The organism is Paenibacillus oralis (assembly GCF_003863965.1).
Taxonomy (GTDB): Bacteria; Bacillota; Bacilli; order Paenibacillales; family Paenibacillaceae; genus Fontibacillus; species Fontibacillus oralis.
This window is the reverse complement of sequence record NZ_RRCN01000001.1, coordinates 1,433,748-1,449,255: the sequence shown is the minus strand read 5'-3', so window position 1 is coordinate 1,449,255 and position 15,508 is coordinate 1,433,748. Positions and strand designations below refer to the sequence as shown.

Genomic DNA, 15,508 nt, shown 5'->3' with positions numbered 1-15,508 from the left:
GGATATGAGCGATTCCACGATAGCGATCTCTATTCTTTGGGGGTTCCTGTTCATTTACTCAATCATGGGCTCCATCGATTTTGGCGCCGGGTTCTGGTCGCTTGTTTTCAGCAAAAAAAATCCGCAGGCCGCCAGCCTCGCCAACCGTTTTCTGTCGCCGTCCTGGGAAGTGACAAACGTCTTTTTGGTGCTGCTGGTCGTCGCTTTGGTCGGCTTTTTTCCGCGCGCCGCTTATCTGCTCGGAACGCTGCTGCTGCTGCCCGTCAGCTTCGTGCTGGTGCTCATGCTGTTCCGCAGCGCCTTTATGGTATACGCCTATTCCGCGCAGCGGAACGTCGGCAGTCTGCGCTTCGTGTCGGGCGTTACCGGGCTGCTCATTCCGGGGCTGCTTGTCAGCGTGTTGCCTATTACGCTTGGCGGATTTATCCAAGAGAAAAGCGGGTATCCTCAGTTGAACTACGGGGCTTTGCTGTCCAGCCCTTCGCTTTACGCCTATTTGGGGTTTGGGATCGCCACCGAGCTGTTCCTGTCCTCATTGTTCCTCTCCGACTTCTCCCGGCAGGCAGGCGATGAAACCTCCTACCGGCATTACCGGGCGCTGGCGGTCGTCGCCGGGCCTTTGGCGATGCTGCTCGCCGTCGTCACCACCTTTACGATGGAAAGGGAAGCGATGTGGATGGTGGCCCGGATGAAGGAGCAGGGGTTCTGGTTTATGCTGTCCACCGCGGCTTTTGTCGTTGGTTACGGCTCTCTGTGGATCAAACGGAAAGGCCGGCTCGGGTGGCCCCGGCTCGCGTTTATTTTCGTGGTCGTGCAGTTTGCATTGGCGAGTTATGCCTATGGGAAAGCGCATATGCCCTACATCGTTTATCCGTATCTAACGGTAGAAGAAGGGATTACGAATCATTCGATGTTTGTGTCCCTGCTGTGGGGTTACGGCGTAGGGTCGGTGATTTTGCTGCCGGTGTTCGTGTTGTTCTGGTGGCTGTTCTTAAGGGACAAACGGTATCTCCGGGCCGAATAGCCCGCATTGCCAATCCCCGCTCTTGAAAATATAATAGGACTGGAACGAAAAAACACGGTCTGGTTGGTAGTCCAGGCGCGCGCGGCTTGAAAATCTTTGATATAAGCGGCGCGTCAGTAACCTTCCCCCCTCGGGATGTCCGTCGCTTCCGATTGAACAAGAGGGGGATGTTTGCATTGAAACTTACGATTTACCACGATGGGCAGTATTGGGTCGGCGTGTTTGAAGAGCACAGCCAAGGGAAGCTGCGGGCAGGAAGGCATATTTTCGGAGCGGAGCCGAAGGACGAGGAGGTTCTTAGATTTATCCGGAGCGATTTGACCGGGCTGCTTGAAAGTATTTCGCAGGGCGTTGCCGTTCAGCTGCCGGAAGCCGGAAGGGTAAATCCGAAGCGGTTGGCCAGACAGGCGGCCGTGGAATTGCGAAGCCGCGGAGCTTCCACCTTGGCGTACGAAGCGATGCGGCTGGAGTATGAGCAGCGCAAGCTGGCCAAGCGGTCTACCACGAAGCAGCAGCGGGAGGCCGAGAGGGAACGCAAGCGGGAGATCAAAATCCGCAAGGCCAAGGCGAAGCATCGCGGGCATTAACGGACCAAGCCCCTTTCCGGGTTATGGAAAGGGGCTTTCGCCATGTTTCGGGGACTACCGGGTGGTCCAGCCAAACTCGCAATCGGCGGGGCAGCCCAAGTCCGCGAATACTTTGCGCGCGGAAGCGTCGACCGGCAAAAAAACTTGAATTTGCGGGTACAGGCGGCTTCCGGCGGACACGGACATTTGCCTGTAGCGGATCGGAACCAGCTCGCCCGAGCTTTCCGGTCCGGCCAGGATGGTTTGCGTACGATCCGGCTCTTCCTCGGCATCCGGCTTGTTGTCATATTTTTCGATCGCGTTATATTTTTGAGCCCGCTGGATCACTTGTTGATACCACGCGTCATAGCGGGACAGCGCATGATTTCTTTTGAACGCCTGAATCCCTTGTATGGCATGGTACTCCCATTGCTCGAACGACGTTTTGTCGAAGGTGGAGCGGGGACGTACGGGCAAATCGGCATTGAAGTGCAGATCGATCCGGTTCAAGGGGGTGTCGCCGGAAGGACCGGACGGAATAGCGAACAATCGGCGAAACGGCTCGTTATATCCCTTGATGTCCTGGGTATGAGTGACGATCATGGCGGGAAAAGGGAGCGTCTTCATCGTTTGCTGCGCCCATTCAAGGGCCAGCTCCAGCGCCCGTCCCGCCAATTCGGTTTGAATCGGCAGGTAACCGGCGGCCAGAAGCAGATCGTTGCGCTCGCCGGAAGTGCATTCGAGATATTCCGCGATACCTATGATCGTCTGGCGATCCGGGATTCTGCGCGAACGTCCGATCAGCAGATTTTTATACGTGGGACAAGCCTCGTCGTTCAGCTCCTGCTGCGTAAACCTTTTCCAGGGCGAATGAGAGCGGTGGGCCAGCTCTTGCTGCCGCTTCATCCGCAGCGTTTCGATTTCTCCCAGGACGTTTTTTAGCCTGGAGTTTTCCGAATGCATCATAGCCCCGTTTCTCTCCCCTTTTATTTCAAGAGTAGTTCTGCACTTGGTCCGAAAAAGTGATTAAAGTATACTCCTTTATGAATTCGGAGGTCAATTCAGGTTGGCCGTACTATTCTCATTTTATGGAGGAGATCAATATGATTCGTGCCATTGTAACCGATCCGCATGCCGCGGAATATTTCACGATCAAAGAAGTGGAAGCACCCCAGGCCCAGCCTTGGGAAGCGATCGTGCAGGTGCAAGCCGTCTCCCTCAATCGCGGCGAGGTGAAAGACGCCTTAGATCAAAGAGCGTCATCCCGGCCCGGCTGGGATTTCGCCGGGATTGTCGTCGAGCCGGCCCAAATCGGCACAGGCCCGCAAAAAGGAACCCGGGTTGTCGGTCTGCTCCCGCTGGGTGCCTGGAGCGAGCAAATTGCCGCCCCCGTGTCGATGCTGGCGGAAATTCCGGATCAGGTCACCTTTACGGAAGCGGCGACTCTGCCCGTAGCCGGCCTGACGGCGCTGAATGCGCTGCGAAAAGGAGGTTTGCTCCTTGGCAAACGAATCCTGATTACGGGCTCCACCGGCGGCGTCGGCCTGTTTGCCCACCAGCTTGCGGCCCAGTCCGGAGCATTCAACGTAGGTACGGCCAGCATGGAGGAGAAGGCCAAGCTGGTCCGGGAGGCCGGAGCCGACGAAGTGGCCGTGGGCGCTTCCGCTATGGAAACGGCTCGCAGCTTCGGACCTTATGACCTGATCATCGATTCGGTCGGCGGCGATACGCTGTCAGCTTTGCTGCCGCAGCTTGCGCCGCAGGGCATTTGCGTTGCGGTGGGATTCTCTTCTTCGCCTATGGCGACGATCGATATGATGAATTTGGTGACCAGCGGAGGAAGAACCCTGTACAGCTTCTTTCTCGGGGAGGAGCTCACCCGCCGTTCGGCCGCGGACGATCTGCATTTGCTGGCCCGGCTGGTCGCAAACGGCCGGTTAACGCCCCGGATCGAAGTGGAGGCGCCATGGACCGAAATTGGAGCCGTCACGCGCAGGCTGATGGACCGAAAGTTTTCCGGAAAAGCCGTGCTGCGGATGGATTGACGGATAAATTTGCATTACCGCTGTTCGGAAATCTAGCATTCTAAGACAAGTGACCCAGCCTCGAATCCCGGAACCCGGATCTTGGATTCCGTATTCGGGGGTTTGACATATCCGTAAATGTTGGAATATGATATTAACGTACTATTTAGTATGCTAATGTAACATGCTTGAACTTTTAAGGAGAGAGGCAGTTTGAACCATCACGATAAAATCATTCAGGCCTTAATGGACTTGGCCGCGCGGCTGCCGGCGGACAAAATCAGCTATGAGGATGTGGCCCGCGCCGCCGGCGTGCATTGGACAACGGTGCGCAGACATTTGGGCGGCAAGAAGGAAATGCGGGCTTTGCTGGCCAGCCGCGGGCCGGAGCCGGAAAGCGCGCATGCGGATACGCGGACGCGCGTGCTGGATGCGGCCATGGAGGTGTTCGCACGGTACGGTTATGTTAAAGCTACGATGGACCAGGTGGCGGCCGAGGCCGGGTATACGAAAAGCGCGATATATTGGCATTTTGCGAACAAAAGCGATCTGTATCTGGCTATTTGCGAAAGGAATCTAAGGCAGCAGGAGCAACTGCTTCCCGGGCAGATCGAAGCGATCGCCCGCTCGGAGGATAAGGTCCAAGCTTTGACGGAGTGGTTAAAGGAACAACTCGCAGCCTGCATGGTAACCCCGGATCGGCCGATGCTGTTTTTTGAGTTTTTGACTTCCAGCCGCAACCCGGAGGTTCAGGAGCAAATCCGGGAGCTGTTCGAGGGATTTTACGCGAAAGTCACGGAACTGCTGCATGTTTGCCAGACGCAAAAGTGGCTTCGCGGCGATATCGATCCGGGTTCACTGACACTGTATACGCAGACCGTCCTGAACGGGATCGTGCTCTCATGGATCCTGGCGCCCAAAGGCCTTAAGCTGGACCAATTTGCCCAGGATGCCGCAAGGCTGCTGTGGGACGGATTATCGCCGCAATAAGGCGAAAGATTAAACGGGCTTCTTCGAACATTCATTTCGATGGAAGCCTAAAATTATAACATTAACGTACTAGTTAGTATGTTGTTGTGTTGACGCAGCGGAAATCCAAAAATGAGGAGAGGAAGAATTGGTTATATTCATTGTTTTGCTGGGATTTGTTGCGATAATGCTGGCGGCGCTTTACGGGTACAATCAGAAAAAGCTCCGGAAGGCGGAAATGGACTTCCCGCCTTCCGGGAAGTTTGTGAAGGCGGACGGAATCCGCCTGCATTACCTGGAACGGGGCCAGGGCAGGCCGGTCGTGTTTTTGCACGGGGGCGTTTTGCGGGGCCATGATTTTGACCAGGTCATGGAACTCGCGGCTGCCAAGGGATATCGGGCGTTGGCCTTTGACCGCCCCGGCTACGGGCATAGTGCCCGCCCGAAGCACAGGTCGGTTACACCGATCGATCAAGCCAAGCTGCTGCATGAGGCCTTAACCAAACTGGGAGTGGACCGGCCGATTCTGGTGGGGCATTCCTGGAGCGGATTGCTGGTGCTTTCCTATGCCAGCTTGTATCCCGGCGATTTGGCGGGGATCGTGACGCTGGGGGGCGGCATGTATAAGGAGGGGTATCCGGCGGAAAAAGGCGACCCGATCTCCAGCATCGTAACGATGCCGGTCGTGGGGCCGATCGTGATGAATCTCCTGCTGGCGGCCTTGGGGAGTGTTATGGTCCGGCAAATCATCAAAGCGACCTTCGCCCCGGAGCCGCTTCCTGCCGATTATGAACGGGAAACGTTGGCGTTATGGCTTCGGCCGTCCCAGTTCCGGGCGAACCGGGAGGACGTGTTGGCTTTTGCTCCGGCGGCCAGCGAGATGTCTCCGAACTATCGCCGGATTCTGGCGCCTGCCGTCATCGTCGTCGGGTTGCGGGACCCTTTTCCGACCAAGGAGCACAGCTATCGGCTGCACCGGGACATGCCAAACGCGGCGTTGATTGAGCTTCCCCATGCCGCGCACATGATCCCCCAGCATCATCCGCAAGCCGTCATCGACGCCGTGGAGAAGCTGCCTCACGTATCAAGGCACAAAACTTAAGAAAAATTTTATTTTTACCCCCATTTCTTCTTAACAAGTTTTCTCTATCCTTAAGTAATGAAAGGTTAGGAGGATAACGAACGATGAAGAAATGGGTTTTTTGTTTGCTGGTCCTGCTGGTTCTGAGCTATGCTTTCGTTAAATTCAAAGCTAGCGATTTGTCCATCATACCGCTGCATAAAATTACGCTTACGGAAGAAAATTCCCCAACCCCGACGGACCGGGGATTTACGATAAAAGTCACTCAGGAGCAGGTTTATCAGGGCGATTTGCTGCTGGTCAATCAAGACCATCCGGTTCCTGATCAAGGCCCGGCGGAGGAGGCGGTCAGTCTGGCTCAACATCGGGAATTGCTCCAAGGTTTTAGCGTGCTAGACAACACGGTTCGGCTATCGGAAAGATTGGCGGGAAAACTTGCCGAGATGGTCGCCGCCGCAGGCGAGGACGGGGTGAACCATTTCCTGATCACCAGCGGGTACCGGGACGAGCAGCGGCAGGATGAGCTGTATCGTCAAATGGGGGCGGAATATGCGATGCCGGCGGGATATAGCGAGCATAACCTGGGCTTGTCGCTCGATATAGGCTCGTCACAAGCGGAGATGAATGTTGCGCCGGAAGGCCAGTGGCTAAAAGAGAACGCATGGAGATACGGGTTTGTGCTGCGTTATCCCGAGAACAAAACCGCGGTGACCGGCATTCAATACGAACCCTGGCATTTTCGTTATGTAGGGCTGCCCCACAGCGCCATTATGCAGAAAAACGATATGGTTCTGGAAGAGTATCTGGACTATCTGAAAGATAAGCAGGCCGTTAAGGTCGAGGTCAACGGACAGACTTACCAGGTATTTTATTTCCCTGTCACCGATGACGGTACGATCCGGGTTCCGGCCGAAGGGAGTTATGAGATTTCCGGAAATAATAGGGACGGCGTGGTTGTAACCGTGCATGAGGAATAGAGTTTAAAAATATTTTTTTCTGCAAACTTTTCGTAAGTAGCTTGACAAACGGAACTCCGTGGGTTTATGATTGTTTCAGAATCAAGCATCTCAATATAAAGATAATATTTTGAGGATGCAAGCAATATATATGGCGGTGTAAACTCATGGGTCTGCTGGACAGAATATTTGGAAGAACAACCAATAAGGAGGAAACAAGCATGTCAAAATTGAACATTGGGATTATTTTGGGAAGTACCCGCGACGGCCGCGTCAGCCCGCAAGTAGGAGAATGGGTGAAAAAAATCGCCGACGCGCGCGGCGACGCGAACTATGAAATCGTCGATATCGCCGATTACAAGCTGCCGCTTCTGGGTGAAGCCGACGCTTCCGAGCAAGCAGCGAAGTGGAATGAAAAACTGAACTCCTTGGACGGCTTCGTGTTTATCGTGCAGGAGTACAACCACAGCATCACCGGCGCTCTGAAAAACGCGCTCGACTACGCGCGCGAAGCCTGGAACGACAAAGCGGCCGGCATCGTGAGCTACGGCTCCGTCGGCGGCGCCCGCGCGGCCGAACATCTGCGCGGCATCCTGGGCGAATTGTCCGTAGCCGACGTTCGCGTGCATGTTGCGCTTTCGCTGTTCACCGATTTCGAAAACTACAGCACATTTAAACCGGCCGATCTGCACCTGACCAACTTGAACGGTATGCTGGACCAAGTGCTCGCTTGGAGCGGCGCTTTGAAGACGCTGCGTTAATTTCATAAACGAACGAAAGGGGCGGCCCCCAAAAGTAGACTTAAGCTACTTTCTGGGGTCCGCCCCTTTTTTAAGATTATAGAATTTATAACTCAACTTTCGCAGCAAAAAAATCGTCAGACAAGCCTTGATTTAGCTGGGTAAAGCAGCAATCCATTGCCGGAGTTGACGCTGAATCAGAGGCTGGACAGTGTCTTCTCTAAATCGGGCAAGCAACTCGACCGCTTTGCTGCGATTCTGCTTAAACATGGAAACATAGAAGCGTCAACGATGAAGAGGGCACCACGATCCGCCGAAGTCAGCACGTCTACCTTTTGCACCGTAGCCGTTTCGAGCAGTGTCACAAATCGACGCCAGGTGAGGTGGCTGTCTAAAGGGTTCGTGTCTTGGTGTCTTGATGTTTTGGTGTCCCTGCCTGCAGCCTTTGCACGATTATCCCTTTCGTTAAGGAAACAGGGGGTGGGGGCTAGAGCAAGGATTCCAAAAAAAGAGAGAAGAAAAAGAGATGGGGGAAAAAATGAGGCGGTTCAGTTGAGATTTTCGGCTTGATTAGGGAACGTATGTTTGGTATAATGAAATAAATAGAACGTGTGTTCGTGAATTCTTGATTCGGGGGCGAGTGAACATGGAGGTCAATGCGGAAACGGAACTTCAATCATTCAGCAGCCGTTATAACAGCGAGCAGGCCTGCATGGAGGCGCTGATCGCGATGAAGTGGCCGAACGGCTTCGTCTGCCCGCGCTGCGCTCACACCCGGCGCAGCCGTCTGACCTCTAGGCATATCCCCTTGTTCGAGTGCGGAAAGTGCAAGCATCAAACCTCGGCTTTGGTCGGCACGATTTTTGAAGGAACGCATCTGCCCCTGCTCAAGTGGTTCAATGCGCTGGAGTTGTTCCTGCTTGATGGTGGCATTTCGGCGATGCGGCTGAGCAAGGTGATCCAAGTCACCTACAAAACCGCCTGGTTGATGCTGCATAAAATACGCCATTCCGTTGGGGAATTCGATGCCCGAGAGCTACTCTGCGGAGACGTGAAGGTGAACAGCGATCTGTATGGGCGTAATCCGTCCCGGTTTCAGTTTTCGCATCCGTATGCCTCGGCGGTCGTAGCTGGCTGCACGGTAACGGAGTCGGGCGAGCCGGAGCAGGTCAAAATCCGCCTAGTACCGCATAAACGGGGAAACGAAAAAAGGGCAAACCGTCACGATCTAACCGCGTTCATCAACGGGCATGTGGATGTCCGTACATCGGCGGTACAGTTGTTCCCTCTAGCCTTTCGGCTGTATACGCCTTTGCGGAAAGTGGTGAGAGAGGCGTGGGAATCGCTGAAGAGTACGTATGTAGCCTTGGGACTGAAGCATCTGCAGGCGTACCTAAACGAGTACACCGTACGCCGCTCGCTGCGCCGGCCCGGAGCGGAAGAAACGATGCGGCAGAAGTTGCTGGGCATGTGTGTGGCGATTCCGGCGATCCCTTACCGCCGGCTGATCGCACGCCAACCGAATCAGCCCCTTGCGGCTGCGGCCTGATTGTGGCGCTGGAACGGCGGGGGAGTTTGACGCAGATCAACTTAATGGGTAGGGGTTAGCATGAACAGTCCGGGCGTTGCTGTAAATGGAAGGGTTCAGGTTACAGCAAAATCACGGTCTTTTCTTTTCCCTTGCGTCTTGTCCTTGATCTCATGTCTTGATCTAATGTCGGTCTGTTTCACCTCTCCTAAACCTGATTCCTTCTCCTAAGCCCGTCTAAATTATCTCGAACCTATCTGCTTCTCCACCAAATATTTTCTTCTCCCGAGCTTGTCTGTTTCTCTGCTACCCTGATCAAACGGGATAATCGTGCAAAGCGTCCGGACAGTGAGTGTTGATCTGCCGCCCACCCCACCGGTCTTCGCTTTCCTCAAGCTTTCAACGCCCTTGGCAGTTGATTTGGGTCGGGCTGATGTCTATAACAATGAAAGTAACCTCTTCTGTCTGATACGCAAAGGTGTGCCGCACTGCTAAGAGACCTGAGAGACGCTAATCGGGCCAAAACGGGGGGCCGAAAAATGATAACGGACCCAGGAGGCGTTATTGCCGGCAAAATCGCGAAAATACTCTCCAATAGAGCCAGATAACGACTGCTGAGTCCGTTAGACCGGGAAATACCCGGGAAATGGGCAAATAACGTCATTACGATCCGTTCGAAGGCAGAAGGCGGACGGAGTGCCTCGGACAGAGCACCTCGGACGGAGTGCATCGCGGACGACGCTGGGCGCGCATTTTAGGACAAATGCACGTAAAACGTGGTCGATTCGCCTGGGGTGCTTTTGGCGTAGATCCGGCCGCGATGCTGTTCGACGATCGACCCCGCGATCGCCAGGCCCAGGCCGTAGCCGCCTTGCTTGCGCGACCGCGAGGCATCGGTCCGGTAGAACCGGTCAAAGATGCGCGTCAGGTGCTCGGGGGCGATGCCTTCGCCCGTATTGGACACCTCCAGCACGGCTTCGCCGTACTGCTTGTGGAGCGAGACGCGGATCGAACCTTGCGGCCCCGCGTATTTCACGGCATTGTCGAGCAGGATCATGACCACCTGCTTGATTTGCTCGCTGTTGCCGTATGCCGTCAAATTCGGCTCCATCTCGTAATCGAGCGACAGCTCTTTTTCGAAAATAACCGCCTCCATCGTCAAAATGATCGTCTCAACCGCTTCGCTCAGATCGAACTTGGAATAGAGCATCTCCGTCCGGGCGTCGTCCATTTGCGTCAAATAAAGCAGGTCGCCCGTCAGCTTGGCCATCCGTTCGGTTTCCGACTTGATGTAATGCAGCCATTTCGCCTGGTTTTCCGCCGTGTCCGGCCCGCCGGCCAGCAGCACATCGGCGTTGGTGTTAATGATGGCAAGCGGGGTTTTCAGCTCATGCGACGCGTCGGCGATAAACTGCTTCTGCTTCTCGAATGCTTCCTTGACCGGGGCAATGGACCGGTTGGCGAAATAACGGCTGGCGAAAAACAACGCGACCAGCATCACCGACCCCACCACGGCAAACGTATAAATGAGGTTGATGAGAATTTCCTGCTGCGCGGTCATGTCCAGGAAGACCAGCATGTACCCGTCATTTTCGGGACGGACGGAATAAATCCAATGGCTCCCGTCGAGGTTGAATTGCCCGGTCTCCTTCTGCTGAGATGCGGCTTTCTCCAAAGCGCTAGTATAAAATTCATCGTCCATATCGAACTTGGACTTCGCGGAGATCAGCCCCCAATCCGCATCGGCCAGCAGCATAAAGGAAACCGAACGTTCCGGCGGCGGTTCGAACCGGCCATCCGGCGGCCGATTGCCGGCAGGCGCGTCATCAGCAGATGCACCATCATTACGCTCCGTGTCGGCAGGCGCGCCATCGGGGCGTACCGTCTCCGCAGATCCGCTGCCGTCCGTAAGCGGCTGGTCATCCCGCGGCCCGGATCGGCCCGGCGGTTTTTCATAGGACTGGGAGATTTTGTGCAGCTCCCCTTTGCTGTCGCTTTGCACATCCCGATAGGTGATGATGTAAATGGCGGCGAACGCCACGAGCATCATCACGGAGATCGTGACCAGATTGACGATCAGAAACCGGTTCCTGAGCTTTTTAAACATTAGGAACTCACCTCTAATACGTACCCCAGACCGCGGATCGTGTTAATGCGCACGGATGAATTCAGGAAGGTCAGTTTTTTGCGCAAAAAAGAAACATAAACCTCCACATTGTTATACTCCACCTCGGAGTCGAATCCCCATAGCTTTTCGATGATTTGCTCTTTGGAAGTAACCGCCTGTTTCCGGGAAATCAGCAGTTCCAACAGTTCGCTTTCCTTTAGGTTCAGCTTGATCTCCTTGCCCAAGGCGGTGAGCTTCAGGTTCGACGTATTCAGCTCGATATCCCCGAATTTCAGCGCGTCCTCCGGGATCACCTCGCCTTTGCGCCTAAGCGCGGCGCGGATTCGGGCCATCAGCTCCTCGGTGGAAAAAGGTTTGGCGATGTAATCGTCGGCCCCACAATCGAGTCCCGTCACTTTATCGTTAGTTTCCCCTTTGGCGGTCAGCAGAATCACCGGTGTGGACACCCCTTCGTTGCGCAGCTTCCTTAATACCGTAAACCCGTCCATCTCCGGCATCATCACGTCTAGCAGCAGCAGATCGTAAATCCCGCTTAGCGCGTAATCGTAGCCGGATCTTCCGTCATGCACGGCATCCACCGAATAATTATGTTTTTTCAAGATTTGGGTCAGGGCCTCCGCCAGACGCACCTCATCCTCTACGATCAATATTCTCATCGCTTGTCATCCTCTTCTAAAAAGTCGCTTTGTGCTTTGCCTCCGCTATTATATCAGGATTACCTTTAACCAACCTTAAGGACTCCATTTAAGATTCACTAAAGGTTCGGCGTTTAAGATACAGACATAGCCGGCGGGACAGGCGCCGAAAGTATGATGACAGAAAGGATTTGAGGTTATGGCGATCGAGGTATTCAACCGATACGAAAACAAATATTTGCTGGATACGGAGGCCTATCGCAATTTTTATGTGGAGCTTCTCGAATATATGGAGCCGGACGAATACAACAAGCAGCACGAGTTTTACTCCATCAGCAACCTTTATTTCGATACCAGGCACGATACGCTGATCCGCAGCAGCCTGGCGAAGCCCAAGTATAAAGAGAAGCTGCGGCTCAGAGCTTACGGGGTTCCGCGGCCGGACGCGAAGGTGTATCTCGAAATCAAGAAAAAAGTGTTCGGGCTGGTCAACAAACGACGGACCGCGCTCCGCTTAAACGAAGCTTACGAGTTCGTCCGCACGGGAATCGAGCCGGAATACCAGGATTACATGAACAAACAGGTCCTGCACGAAATTACATACTTCCTGCAGCGTTACGACCTGGAGCCGAAGGTATACCTGGCTTACGACCGCAAAGCGCTTTTTTGCAAAAACAACCGGGATTTGCGCATCACCTTCGATACGAACATCCGCAGCCGGCGGTATGATGTGAGGCTTGAACAGGGCGATTACGGCGAGCCTTTGGTGGAGCAAGGGCTGTGGCTGATGGAAGTGAAGGCGGAGAAGACGGTTCCGGTATGGCTGTCGAGGTTGCTTTCGGAGCATGGGATGTACCGGACCAGCTTCTCCAAATACGGCAACGAATACAAAAAAATGATCAGAAACAAAGACGTGGCAAAGGAGAGTGTTCTTTATGCTTGATACGCTTTTTAACGTCAGTTTAACGAACACGGAGCTAAGTTTTACGGGAGCCGTTATCACCATTTTGATTTCCTTCGTATTAGGCGGAATCATCAGTTTCACTTATATGAAAACAAACCCGCAAGGGTATTCGCAAAACTTTACGTTAACGATGGTGCTGCTGCCCTCAATTGTGGCGATTATCATTTTGCTGATCGGCAGCAATGTCGCCCGGGCGTTCAGCCTGGCCGGCGCCTTCTCGATCATCCGCTTCCGCAGCGCGCCCGGCGATCCGAAGGATATTTCGTACGTGCTGTTCACGATGGCGGCGGGGCTGGCCTGCGGCGTTGGCTCCTTTGGATATGCCGTTTTATTTACGATCATTCTGTGCCTTTTGATGGTTGTGCTGAACCGGTTTAACTTTGGGGCAAGAAAAACGCTGCAGAAAACGCTGAAGGTGACGATCCCGGAGAACCTGGGCTACGAGGAAGCCTTCGCCGAGGTATTCAAGAAACACAACGTCGGGTACGAGTTGAAAAAGATCAGAACCACCGAGCTGGGCAGCTTGTATGAGCTGGTTTATGCGATTACGATCGATCATCTGGCGAACCAGAAGGAATTTCTGGACGACATCCGCGTCCGGAACGGCAATCTGGACATCTCGCTGACGATGAGTCCGGCTGCACACGAATATGCATGAAAAAAATCATAAGCGAAAGGATCGATGAAAAATGAAAAACTTTACGGCGATGAACAAGTTGGGAATCGTGCTGCTCTGCTCCGCTATGCTTTCGGCTTGCGGATCGGTTTCGGCAAACGGGGGAGCGGCGGCCGGAACGCAGCAGACGTCAGCGGCCGCCGACGCCACTGCCGCCTCTGTGGAGGGCATTCGGGCAGCGGATCTGGTTACGTTTGACGATAGCGACAATACGGTGGATTGGAGCGCGGACAGCGCCACGACGATTACACTGAATGGCGCGAACGCCACGGTCGATGGCGCCGGAGCCGAGGCGGAGGACGGAACGGTGACGATTACGGCCGCAGGTACCTACGTTTTGAGCGGCGAGCTTAGCGAAGGGCAGATCGTGGTCGACGCGCAGGATGAAGGCGATGTTCATCTGGTGCTGAATGGCGTCGATATTCATGACAGCGACAGCGCGCCAATCTATGTGAAGGCCGCGGGCAAAGCCATCGTCACGCTGGCCGCGGGCACGGAAAACACCGTTTCCGACGGGGAAACTTACGTCTTCCCGGACGCCTCGGATGACGAGCCGAACGCGGCGGTATTCAGCAAGGCGGATCTGACGATTAACGGGGAAGGCAAGCTTGCGGTAAACGCCAACTACATGCACGGGATCAACAGCAAGGACGACCTGAAAATCATGAGCGGTACATTGGTGGTTAACGCGGCCGATGACGGCATCCGCGGGAAAGATATGGTGGCCGTGCAAGACGGGAATATCACGGTAACCGCCGGGGGAGACGGCATCAAATCGAATAATGACACCGACGAAGCGAAGGGATTTGTCGCCATCGCCGGCGGCACCTTCGACATTCAGGCCGGAAACGACGGCATCCAGGCCGAGACTTCGCTGGTGGTGGACGGCGGCACCTTTGACCTCGTAACGGGCGGCGGCAACGAGAACGGTGAAGATCATACGGAAGATAACGGACCTGGCGGTCCTGGGGGAGGAGGCGCTCCAGGAGGGGGCGGCTGGCCGGGAACGGCGGATGTTCCGCAAGACGCCGGCAAAACCGAGGGCGCGGCCGGTTCGAGCGGAAACGTGCAGACGGAAGATACGGCCGGGGCGAACGGCGCGGACGACACCGCCGTTACGGAACAGTCGTCCGGTACGACTGACACCGACAGCGGCACCGTCACCACGGAAGAGACGGAATCGCAAAGCGCCAAAGGGCTTAAAGCTTCAGGCAATGTCATCATCCATGACGGCAGCTTCACGGTAGACTCCGCGGATGACGCCATTCACAGCAACGGGAACGTCGGCATCAAAGGCGGGAATTTTTCCATCCAAACCGGGGACGACGGGGTTCATGCGGATATAACGGTGGAGATCACCGGCGGCACTTTGGATATCGCCAAGAGTTATGAAGGCATTGAAGGGGCGGCGATTACGATTTCCGGCGGGGAAACGCATATCGTCGCTTCGGATGACGGGGTCAACGTGACGGGAGGCAATGACGAGTCCGTACCGGGCGGCCCACAGGGACAGGATCAAACTAGCGATACCGGAACCCTTATGTTTGCAATCACCGGCGGTTCCCTGACGGTGGACGCGGCAGGCGACGGACTGGATTCGAACGGCTCGATCGAGATGAGCGGGGGCACCGTCATCGTGAACGGCCCAACCTCGGACGGCAACGGGACTTTGGATTATGACGGCAGCTTCACGATCAGCGGCGGCATCCTGGTGGGGGCGGGCAGCGCGGGTATGGCCCAGGCTCCGTCCGACGCTTCCAGCCAGTATTCGGTGGCGATGAACTTTACCGCGACGCAGGCGGCCGGAACGCTGGTTCATTTGGAGGATAGCGCGGGGAACAGCATTCTGACCTTTGCGCCGGCAAAAGATTACCGGAACGTCGTCATCAGCTCGCCGGATCTGAAAGCCGGTTCCTACACGCTGTACAGCGGCGGCAGCTCGACCGGGACCCCGGCGGACGGCCTGTATACGGACGGCGAATACAGCGGAGGCACGAAGGTGGTTTCGTTCGAAATTACGGACAGCGTGACGACGTGGCTGAACGAGTCCGGCGTCACCGACGGCAATTCGATGGGCCGCGGCCCGGGCGGCGGCGGAGGCAGAGGCGGCCGGGGAGGCATAGAACCGCAAGGCGGGTTGCCTGCCGATCAGCAGACTGCCGAAGAATCGAATACGACGGAAGCCCAATAAAAATCCAAGCCGGCGCAGACGCGCCG

The 15,508-nt window shown here is 55.2% G+C and carries 14 protein-coding genes and 1 pseudogene; 11 read left to right on the top strand and 4 right to left on the bottom strand.

From position 1 onward, the window contains the following. The first annotated feature begins 4 nt into the window (after positions 1–4). A complete protein-coding gene (locus tag EHV15_RS06780; RefSeq protein ID WP_128630566.1) occupies positions 5–1,024 on the top strand; it encodes a cytochrome d ubiquinol oxidase subunit II in 1,020 nt (339 codons plus the stop codon). 176 nt (positions 1,025–1,200) lie between these two features. After that, positions 1,201–1,611 carry a YjdF family protein gene (locus tag EHV15_RS06775; protein WP_128630565.1) on the top strand — a complete coding sequence of 137 codons (411 nt, stop codon included), beginning with the start codon at positions 1,201–1,203 and terminating at the stop codon, positions 1,609–1,611. Between the two features lie 54 nt (positions 1,612–1,665). Here the strand turns inward: EHV15_RS06775 and EHV15_RS06770 are convergent, their stop codons facing one another. Next, complete coding sequence (locus EHV15_RS06770; RefSeq protein ID WP_425464465.1) at positions 1,666–2,553, bottom strand: MmyB family transcriptional regulator; 888 nt, start codon at positions 2,551–2,553, stop codon at positions 1,666–1,668. 140 nt (positions 2,554–2,693) lie between these two features. On the opposite strand from EHV15_RS06770, the gene EHV15_RS06765 reads away from it, so the two are divergent. The 5 genes from EHV15_RS06765 to EHV15_RS06745 all read left to right on the top strand — a co-directional run bounded on the left by EHV15_RS06765 (position 2,694) and on the right by EHV15_RS06745 (position 7,381). Further along, positions 2,694–3,635 carry a zinc-binding dehydrogenase gene (locus EHV15_RS06765; protein WP_128630563.1) on the top strand — a complete coding sequence of 314 codons (942 nt, stop codon included), beginning with the start codon at positions 2,694–2,696 and terminating at the stop codon, positions 3,633–3,635. A 192-nt stretch (positions 3,636–3,827) separates the two neighbouring features. Continuing rightward, positions 3,828–4,604, top strand: a complete 777-nt coding sequence (locus EHV15_RS06760; RefSeq protein WP_128630562.1) for a TetR family transcriptional regulator — start codon at positions 3,828–3,830, stop codon at positions 4,602–4,604. Between the two features lie 127 nt (positions 4,605–4,731). Beyond that, entirely contained in the window at positions 4,732–5,685 is a 954-nt protein-coding gene (locus EHV15_RS06755) for an alpha/beta fold hydrolase (protein WP_246061361.1), read from the top strand. Positions 5,686–5,768: 83 nt separating this feature from the next. Next, positions 5,769–6,641, top strand: a complete 873-nt coding sequence (locus EHV15_RS06750; protein ID WP_128630561.1) for a M15 family metallopeptidase — start codon at positions 5,769–5,771, stop codon at positions 6,639–6,641. A 200-nt stretch (positions 6,642–6,841) separates the two neighbouring features. Further along, on the top strand, positions 6,842–7,381 hold the full coding sequence (locus EHV15_RS06745) for an NADPH-dependent FMN reductase (RefSeq protein WP_128630560.1): 540 nt from the start codon (positions 6,842–6,844) through the stop codon (positions 7,379–7,381). A 195-nt stretch (positions 7,382–7,576) separates the two neighbouring features. Here the strand turns inward: EHV15_RS06745 and EHV15_RS38210 are convergent. Continuing rightward, a pseudogene (locus tag EHV15_RS38210) lies at positions 7,577–7,737 on the bottom strand (IS4 family transposase); the annotation flags it as partial. Between the two features lie 269 nt (positions 7,738–8,006). Here EHV15_RS38210 and EHV15_RS06735 point away from each other — a divergent pair. After that, positions 8,007–8,909: a transposase gene (locus EHV15_RS06735; protein WP_128630559.1), complete on the top strand. Its 903-nt coding sequence runs from the start codon at positions 8,007–8,009 to the stop codon at positions 8,907–8,909. Between the two features lie 733 nt (positions 8,910–9,642). On the opposite strand, the gene EHV15_RS06730 is transcribed toward EHV15_RS06735, so the two are convergent. Both EHV15_RS06730 and EHV15_RS06725 read right to left on the bottom strand, forming a co-directional pair. Further along, positions 9,643–10,995: a sensor histidine kinase gene (locus tag EHV15_RS06730; RefSeq protein ID WP_128630558.1), complete on the bottom strand. Its 1,353-nt coding sequence runs from the start codon at positions 10,993–10,995 to the stop codon at positions 9,643–9,645. Then, complete coding sequence (locus EHV15_RS06725; protein ID WP_128630557.1) at positions 10,995–11,672, bottom strand: response regulator transcription factor; 678 nt, start codon at positions 11,670–11,672, stop codon at positions 10,995–10,997. Before EHV15_RS06725 ends, EHV15_RS06730 begins: the two co-directional genes overlap by 1 nt. Before the next feature lie 178 nt (positions 11,673–11,850). Between EHV15_RS06725 and EHV15_RS06720 the strand changes: the two genes are divergently transcribed. From EHV15_RS06720 to EHV15_RS06710, 3 genes are read left to right on the top strand one after another with little or no spacing between them, the layout of a single operon-like run. Continuing rightward, positions 11,851–12,594: a polyphosphate polymerase domain-containing protein gene (locus EHV15_RS06720; RefSeq protein WP_128630556.1), complete on the top strand. Its 744-nt coding sequence runs from the start codon at positions 11,851–11,853 to the stop codon at positions 12,592–12,594. Then, entirely contained in the window at positions 12,587–13,273 is a 687-nt protein-coding gene (locus EHV15_RS06715) for a DUF4956 domain-containing protein (protein ID WP_128630555.1), read from the top strand. Before EHV15_RS06720 ends, EHV15_RS06715 begins: the two co-directional genes overlap by 8 nt. A 31-nt stretch (positions 13,274–13,304) precedes the next feature. Continuing rightward, a complete protein-coding gene (locus tag EHV15_RS06710; protein WP_128630554.1) occupies positions 13,305–15,482 on the top strand; it encodes a carbohydrate-binding domain-containing protein in 2,178 nt (725 codons plus the stop codon). The last annotated feature ends 26 nt before the right edge of the window (positions 15,483–15,508 follow it).